Below are 6,522 nucleotides of genomic sequence, written 5' to 3'. Positions count from 1 at the left end.
GAGATCGACTGGATCAACTTCGTCGAGGGCGTGATCACCGGGCGCATCCCGCCCACCGAGTACGAGCGCATCCAGCAGGTGGCTGCCGACTTCACCGCCACCCGCACCAAGGCCGATCTGCTGGAAGTGGCGCTCGACAAACGCCTGCTGATTGTGCCGATCACCACGGTCGCAGACGTGGTCGAGTCGCCCCAGTACGCCGAGCGGGGTTTCTGGCGCGACATTCCCACCGGCGGCCTCGACTCGGTGCGTTACCCCGGCCCGTGCGCTCGATTCAGCTCCACGCCGCTGGATGTCTCGACGCCGCCTCCATCGGTCGGCCAGCACACCGACGAGGTGCTCGCCGACGTGGGCGCTCCGGCGTCGGCGGCTACCTCCGAGGGCTTGGTGGCTGCTGCCGCGGCAGGTCACCGCGACCCGGCACTGCCGCTGGCAGACGTCAAGATCCTGGACTTCATGTGGGTGATGGCCGGGCCGGGCTCGACGCGCGAGCTCGCCGACTGGGGCGCCACGGTGGTGCGGGTGGAGTCCACCCACAAGGTGGAAGCAGCCCGCACCATCCAGCCGTTCCTCAACGACGAGGCGGGTGCGGAGAACGGCGGTCTGTACCAGAACATGAACGCCAGCAAGCTCGGCATCACCATTGACATCTCCAAGCCTGAGAGCCGTGATCTCATCCTGGATCTGGTGCGCTGGGCCGACGTTGTCACCGAGTCGTTCTCGCCCCATGCGTTGGCCGACCTCAACCTGGCCTATGAGGATCTGCGAGCGGTCAAGCCCGACATCATCATGGCGTCGAGCTGCCTGTTCGGCCAGAGCGGGCCGCTCTCGTCGCTGGCCGGTTTCGGCACGATGGGTGCGTCCATGTCGGGCTTCTATGAGATGACTGGCTGGCCCGATCGCGATCCCGCTGGCGTGTTCGGTGCCTACACCGACTACGTGTCGCCCAAGTTCCTCAGCGCTGCTCTGCTGGCCGCCTTGGACCATCGCGACCGCACCGGCGAGGGCCAGTACATCGACCTGTCGCAGGCCGAATCGTCGATGACCTTCCTGGCACCGGCAGTGCTCGACTACGACGTGAACGCGCACCTGCCCGACAAGATGGGCAACGACCATCCGGCAATGTCGCCCCATGGGGTGTTCGCATCGGCGGGTGACGACCGCTGGATTGCCGTGGCCTGCGAGAACGACGACCAGTGGGCAGGTTTGTGCGGCGTCATCGGTGCCGACGACATGGCTGGTCTGGGCGTCGAGGAACGGCGTGAACGTGCCGCCGAGATAGCAGACCGGATTACCGCGTGGACTTCGGTGCGAGACAACGTCGAAGCGCATGTCGAGCTGCAGGCAGCCGGCGTGCCGGCCCACGCCGTCGCCAACTCCGAAGTGATGACCAACGACCCGCAGCTGGCGCACCGCAACCACTTCCGCAACGTGCCGCATGGCAGCAACGGGACGATGTGGGTCGAGGGAGCGCGGTTCGCCATGTCGCGCAGCTCAGACGGCATCGATCGTGCGGGTCCGACCTATGGCGAGCACACCTTCGTGGTGCTGGAGCAGCTGCTCGGCTACGACCAGGATCGGATCTCCGAGCTGGCCGTGGCGGGCGTGCTGGAATAGTTGCCTGCGCCCTCAGTCGGGGCGCCGGCGCTCAGCCCTCGAACGTGCCGACCTTCTCGCCGGTGACGTTCTCGTAGTTCCGGTTCAGGAACCAGCGCTGGTAGTCGCCGTAGGTGACCGGCTCGTGGCGAGCCGGGCGTTCGTCGCTGACCGTGGTGGGCACCGGGTCGACCAGAGCGTCGTCGCGGGCTCCGTAGAAGAACGGCACTGCGTACCGGTCGCCGGCCGACAGGTTGCGCGCCCGGTGTGCGGTTGACAGGTACACGTTGTTCGTCCAGCGCTTCAGCATGTCGCCGCTGTTGACCAGGTACGAGCCCGCCATCTGTGGCGGCGAGATCCAGTCGTAGCCGGCCGGGCGGATCTCCAGCCCCGGCACATCGTTGGCCGGCAGGAACGTGAACACCGAGCTGTCCGTGTGCGGCGCGAGGCCCCACTCGTTGTCGTCGTAGTCCATCGGCGGGTAGTGCGACATGCGCAGCGTCACGCTGGGCTCATCGAAGTGCGGGTCGAAGTAGTCGGGGGGCAGGTCGAGCGACAGCGCCAGGATCGGCAGCATCCGTGAGCCCAGGGCGATCAGCTGGTCGATGTAGCTCTCGCAGCTCTGTGCGAAGTCCTCGAGCGGCGGGAACTGATTCTCGGTGTGGTAGCCGTGCCGGTGACAGAAGAACGCCTCGTTCTGGTTCGGCTTGCGCACCGGCCCCGCGATGTCGGAGGCGTATGACGTGCCGCCGCCCATGCCGAGATAGCCGCCTGCCAGCTTGCCCATCGGGATCGAGTCCTTCACCGGCTGCGGGAGCGCATGCAGGCGACGGGCCTCGTCGAACATGTGCTCGATGGTCTCGGCTGGCACACCGTGGTTGACGATGAAGAAGAAGCCCACCTCGGTGAGGGCGTCGCGCAGTTCGGTGGCGAGGGCAGCTTGGGCTGCGGCATCGGGCACCGCGTCGTTGAGCGGCGCCAGGTCCAAGACCGGAATGACGTCGGAACTGCTGTCCGCGTTCTCGTCCGGTTGCCGCTCCGGCGGCGGTGAGGTGCTGCGGTCCTGCGTCGTGAGCGCCACGGTGCCTCCTTGCGCTCTCCCGAGCGTACGCGTGCGGCGGCTGGTGCGTCGGAGGCGCTGAGCTCCTGAACGCGCGACGGGCCGTTGGTACGGTTCTGCCGGATCGGATCGGCTGCATCGAGCCTGCCCGATCAGCGATACGAGCGACTTCAAGGGGAACCGATGAGAGCGTGGCGACTGAACGAGCTGGGCTATCCGTGGGACGTGCTGGAGCTGGGCGAGTACGACTCACCCGAACCCGGTCCGGGCCAGGCACGCATCACCGTGGAAGCCACCGATCTCAACTTCGCGGACATCCTGCACTGCCAGGGCACGTACCAGGAACGGTGGGACCCGCCGTTCACGCCCGGGATGGGAGCTTCGGGCACGGTGGTGGCGGTCGGCCCCGAGTGCGACCTGACAGTCGGTGACCGAGTCATCGGCTCGGGCGTCGGCAGCTGGGGCGGCTATGCCAGCGAAGCGCTCATCAGGGGTGCCACGGCACGGCATGTGCCCGACGATGTGTCGATCCCTGCCGCGTGTGCCGCCAACGTGATCTACGGCACGGCGTGGTTCTCGCTGTACCGGCGCGGGCAGATGCAGGCCGGCGAGACGGTGCTGGTGCTGGCTGCGGCTGGCGGCGTCGGCTCGGCTGCGGTGCAGATGGCCAAGGCCGCGGGCTGCACCGTGCTCGCTGCCGCAGGTGGGCCTGTGAAGGTGGAGACCTGCCGTCAGCTCGGCGCGGACATCGTCATCGACTACGACAACGACGATCTGTACCAGTCGGTGATGGATGCCACCGGGGGGCGGGGCTGCGACATCATCTACGACCCCGTCGGCGGCAAGTACTTCGACGTAGCGCGGCGGCTGGTGGCCTGGGAAGGCCGGCTGCTGGTGGTCGGTTTCGCCAGCGGCACCATCCCGCAGGCGCCCGCGAACCACCTGCTGGTCAAGAACTACTCGGTGGTCGGCGTGCACATGGGCGGCTACCGCGGCCGCAAGGACGAGGTGCTCGACGAGTGCTACGCCGAGATCTGGCCGCAGGTGGCCAACGGCACGCTCGACCCGCTCGTCAGCCAGGAGCTGCCGCTCGACGGCCTCATCGACGGCCTGCGAGACCTGCACGAACGTCGCACGACTGGCCGCGTCCTGCTCCGTCCCGACCTGTAGACGCTCAGTCGCGGGCCGCTGTGCTGGCTGTGCCCGCTCAGTCGCGGGCCGCTGTGCTGGCTGTGCCCGCTCAGTCGCGGGCCACGATGTAACCGACCGACTCCCGGTCCCACAGTTGCGGCGTGACGCCTGCGTCGCGGATGGCCTGCTTGCGGATCTTGCCTGATGCGGTCTTGTCAAGCTCGGTGACGAAGTGCAGGAAGCGCGGGACGCTGTGGCGGGGCATGCGCGGCACGCACCAGTCCAGGAAGTGGACCGGATCGGGGGCTGGTCCGCTGACGGCGACCACGGCCAGCACCTCGTCCTCGCCGCCGGCGCCTTCGACGCGCAAGCCGACAACGGCGCTTTCGATCACGCGGTCGTAGCCGTTGATGACCGTCTCCACCTCGTAGCTGGAGATGTTCTCGCCGCGCCGGCGGATGCGGTCGTTCAGCCGATCCACGAAGTGCAGGCGCCCGGCGTCGTCGAGCTTGCCCGCATCGCCGGTGTGGAACCACAGGTTCCGCCACGCGGCCACGGTGCGCTCGGGCATGCGGTGATAGCCCACGTTGAAGCAGAACGGCACCTTGGGGCGCACCAGGATCTCGCCGGTTTCGTTCGGCGCGATCGGCTGGTCGGTTTCGGGGTCGGCCACGATCACGTCGAAGTAGTCGGCCAGCGGCCGGCCGGCGCAGCCCGCCATCACCGGGTCGTCGAAGTCGGTGAACGCAACCATGTTGACCTCGGTCATGCCGTAGCCCTGCATGATCCGCACGCCGAACCGCTCTTCGAACGCCGCGGCCCATTCCGCCGCCACGGGCAGGGCGATGACGGCCCGCAGCTGATGGTCTCGATCGCGGTCAGTCGGGGCGCTGCGCCAGATGAACTCGGGCATGACGCCGAGGGCATTGGTCAAGGTGATCTGGTGTCGCCTCACCGCGTCGAGCCACTTGCCGGCACTGAACCGCTTCTCCACGTAGACCGAGGCGCCGGCGTGCAGCGACGCAAAGACCTGCATGAACAGGCCATTCGCATGGAACAGCGGCATGCAGCAGTGGCCTGAATGTCCGACTCTGACGCGGCCGACTTGGACGCATCCAGCGAGCCCGGCTCGATGTCATCGAAGCGTTCCAGCAGCCCGTGGTCGACCGCCACGATGCGCGGCTCTGAGTTGTTGACCTGGTGCTCCAGGAAGGTGCCGCGCAAGTCGGTGTTGACGGGCACGAAGATCGCCCGCCGTTTGTGGGTGGCGATCATCAGCAGCATGAACTCGAGGCTGTTGGTGAGCAAACCCAGCAGACGGTCACCCGGCCGCAGCCCGAGATCAGCAAGCGCCGTGGCGAGCCGGTCGGTCTGGCGGTCGAGTTCGGCGAAGCTGAGTGTGCGGCCGTCTTCGAATGACAGAAACTCGCGGTCGCCGTGAGCAGCCGCCGCCTGGTGAACGAGCGCTGGCAGGGTCCAGCCGTCGGTGGTGACACCGCCGCCGTCCGCGGTGTGGGTGTCGGTCCCCTGGTCACGGGTGCCCATCGGCGGAATCGTAGACTTCGCCCGGGCTTGTTGGCCCGAACGGGGTGCGCCCCCTCAGCGGGCGCTGGGGGAGTTGGGCGCCTGCTTGGGAGGTGACCGCATGCTGATCGGATTGCCTCGTGAGCTCAAGGCGGGCGAGCAACGCGTCGGGCTGACGCCGCACGCCGTGCGCGAGCTCGTGCTGCACGACCATCAGGTGCTCGTGGAGAGCGGCGCCGGCGCAGGCATCCGTGTGTCCGATGCCGAGTACGAGGCTGCCGGTGCGCTCGTCGGCGGCTGCAGCGAGGTGTGGGCCAAGGCTGAGCTCATCGTGAAGGTCAAAGAACCGCAGGCGTCGGAGCGCAAGATGCTCGGCGAGGGCCAGATCCTCTTCGCCTACCTGCACCTTGCGCCCGACCCCGATCAGACGTCGGATCTCGTGGACTCGGGCGCGGCGTGCGTCGCCTACGAGACCGTGACCGACTCGCGTGGCGGCCTGCCGCTGCTAGCCCCGATGTCGCGGGTGGCTGGCCGACTCGCCGTGCAGGCCGGCGCCTGGGCCTTGGAGACCGCCCACGGGGGCATCGGCCTGCTGATCGGCGGTGTGCCAGGCGTGCCGCCGGCCCGGGTCGTGATCATCGGCGGGGGCGTGGTCGGCGAGAACGCCGCCGAGATCGCCATCGGCATGGGTGCCGATGTGCGAGTGCTCGACATCGACCCCGCTGCCCTCGACCATCTCGAGCAGCGCTTCGGCGCGTCAGTGGTCACCGTGACGTCCACCCGGGCAACCGTAGAGACCGAGGTGCTGGGTGCCGACCTGGTGATCGGCGCTGTGCTGGTGACCGGCGCCCGGGCACCCAAGCTGGTGACTGCCGAGATGATCAGCCAGATGCGACCCGGCTCGGTGGTGGTGGACGTGGCCATCGACCAAGGTGGCTGCTTCGAGACGTCGCAACCCACCACGCACGCCGACCCGACCTTCGTGGTCGACGGCATCGTCCACTACTGCGTGGCGAACATGCCAGGCGCGGTCCCCGTCACCTCCACTCGGGCGCTCAGCGATGCCACCCTGCCGAGGGTGCTGGCCATCGCCGAAAACGGCCTCGACGCCCTGCGCACCGACCCCCACCTGCGAGCCGGCCTCAACGTTTACAAGGGCCACGTCACCGAGCCCCACGTAGCCGCCGCCCTCGACCTCCCCTACACCGACC

6 protein-coding genes are annotated in these 6,522 nt (G+C 68.1%); 3 read left to right on the top strand and 3 right to left on the bottom strand.

Annotated features, from left to right (window positions below):
* Window positions 1–1,617 (top strand): CoA transferase (locus tag VI480_RS06030; protein WP_323671920.1); only part of this gene is annotated, 1,617 nt, incomplete at its 5' end.
* A gap of 31 nt (window positions 1,618–1,648) precedes the next feature.
* On the opposite strand, the gene VI480_RS06025 is transcribed toward VI480_RS06030, so the two are convergent.
* Window positions 1,649–2,677, bottom strand: a complete 1,029-nt coding sequence (locus VI480_RS06025; RefSeq protein WP_323671919.1) for an isopenicillin N synthase family dioxygenase — start codon at window positions 2,675–2,677, stop codon at window positions 1,649–1,651.
* A gap of 162 nt (window positions 2,678–2,839) precedes the next feature.
* Between VI480_RS06025 and VI480_RS06020 the strand changes: the two genes are divergently transcribed.
* Entirely contained in the window at window positions 2,840–3,826 is a 987-nt protein-coding gene (locus tag VI480_RS06020; RefSeq protein ID WP_323671918.1) for an NADPH:quinone oxidoreductase family protein, read from the top strand.
* A 70-nt stretch (window positions 3,827–3,896) separates the two neighbouring features.
* Here VI480_RS06020 and VI480_RS06015 read toward each other — a convergent pair whose 3' ends face one another.
* The gene (locus VI480_RS06015) at window positions 3,897–4,823 is read right to left on the bottom strand and encodes an AMP-binding protein (RefSeq protein WP_323671917.1); all 927 of its coding nucleotides are present in this window, start codon (window positions 4,821–4,823) and stop codon (window positions 3,897–3,899) included.
* A complete protein-coding gene (locus VI480_RS06010; RefSeq protein ID WP_323671916.1) occupies window positions 4,739–5,332 on the bottom strand; it encodes a class I adenylate-forming enzyme family protein in 594 nt (197 codons plus the stop codon). The genes VI480_RS06015 and VI480_RS06010 overlap by 85 nt, the downstream gene beginning before the upstream one ends.
* Before the next feature lie 100 nt (window positions 5,333–5,432).
* On the opposite strand from VI480_RS06010, the gene ald reads away from it, so the two are divergent.
* The coding region (gene ald / locus VI480_RS06005; protein WP_323671915.1) for an alanine dehydrogenase at window positions 5,433–6,522 on the top strand (1,090 nt) is incomplete at its 3' end.

This window comes from Candidatus Poriferisodalis multihospitum (assembly GCF_028283155.1).
Taxonomy (GTDB): domain Bacteria; phylum Actinomycetota; class Acidimicrobiia; order Acidimicrobiales; family Poriferisodalaceae; genus Poriferisodalis; species Poriferisodalis multihospitum.
This window is presented reverse-complemented; position numbering and strand designations above follow the sequence as displayed.

Excerpts from the sequence above, each read along its gene's own strand:
- VI480_RS06020 (WP_323671918.1), top strand. The coding sequence starts at position 2,840 with ATGAGAGCGTGGCGACTGAACGAGCTGGGCTATCCGTGGGACGTGCTG.
- VI480_RS06015 (WP_323671917.1), bottom strand. The coding sequence starts at position 4,823 with ATGCAGGTCTTTGCGTCGCTGCACGCCGGCGCCTCGGTCTACGTGGAG.
- VI480_RS06010 (WP_323671916.1), bottom strand. The coding sequence starts at position 5,332 with ATGGGCACCCGTGACCAGGGGACCGACACCCACACCGCGGACGGCGGC.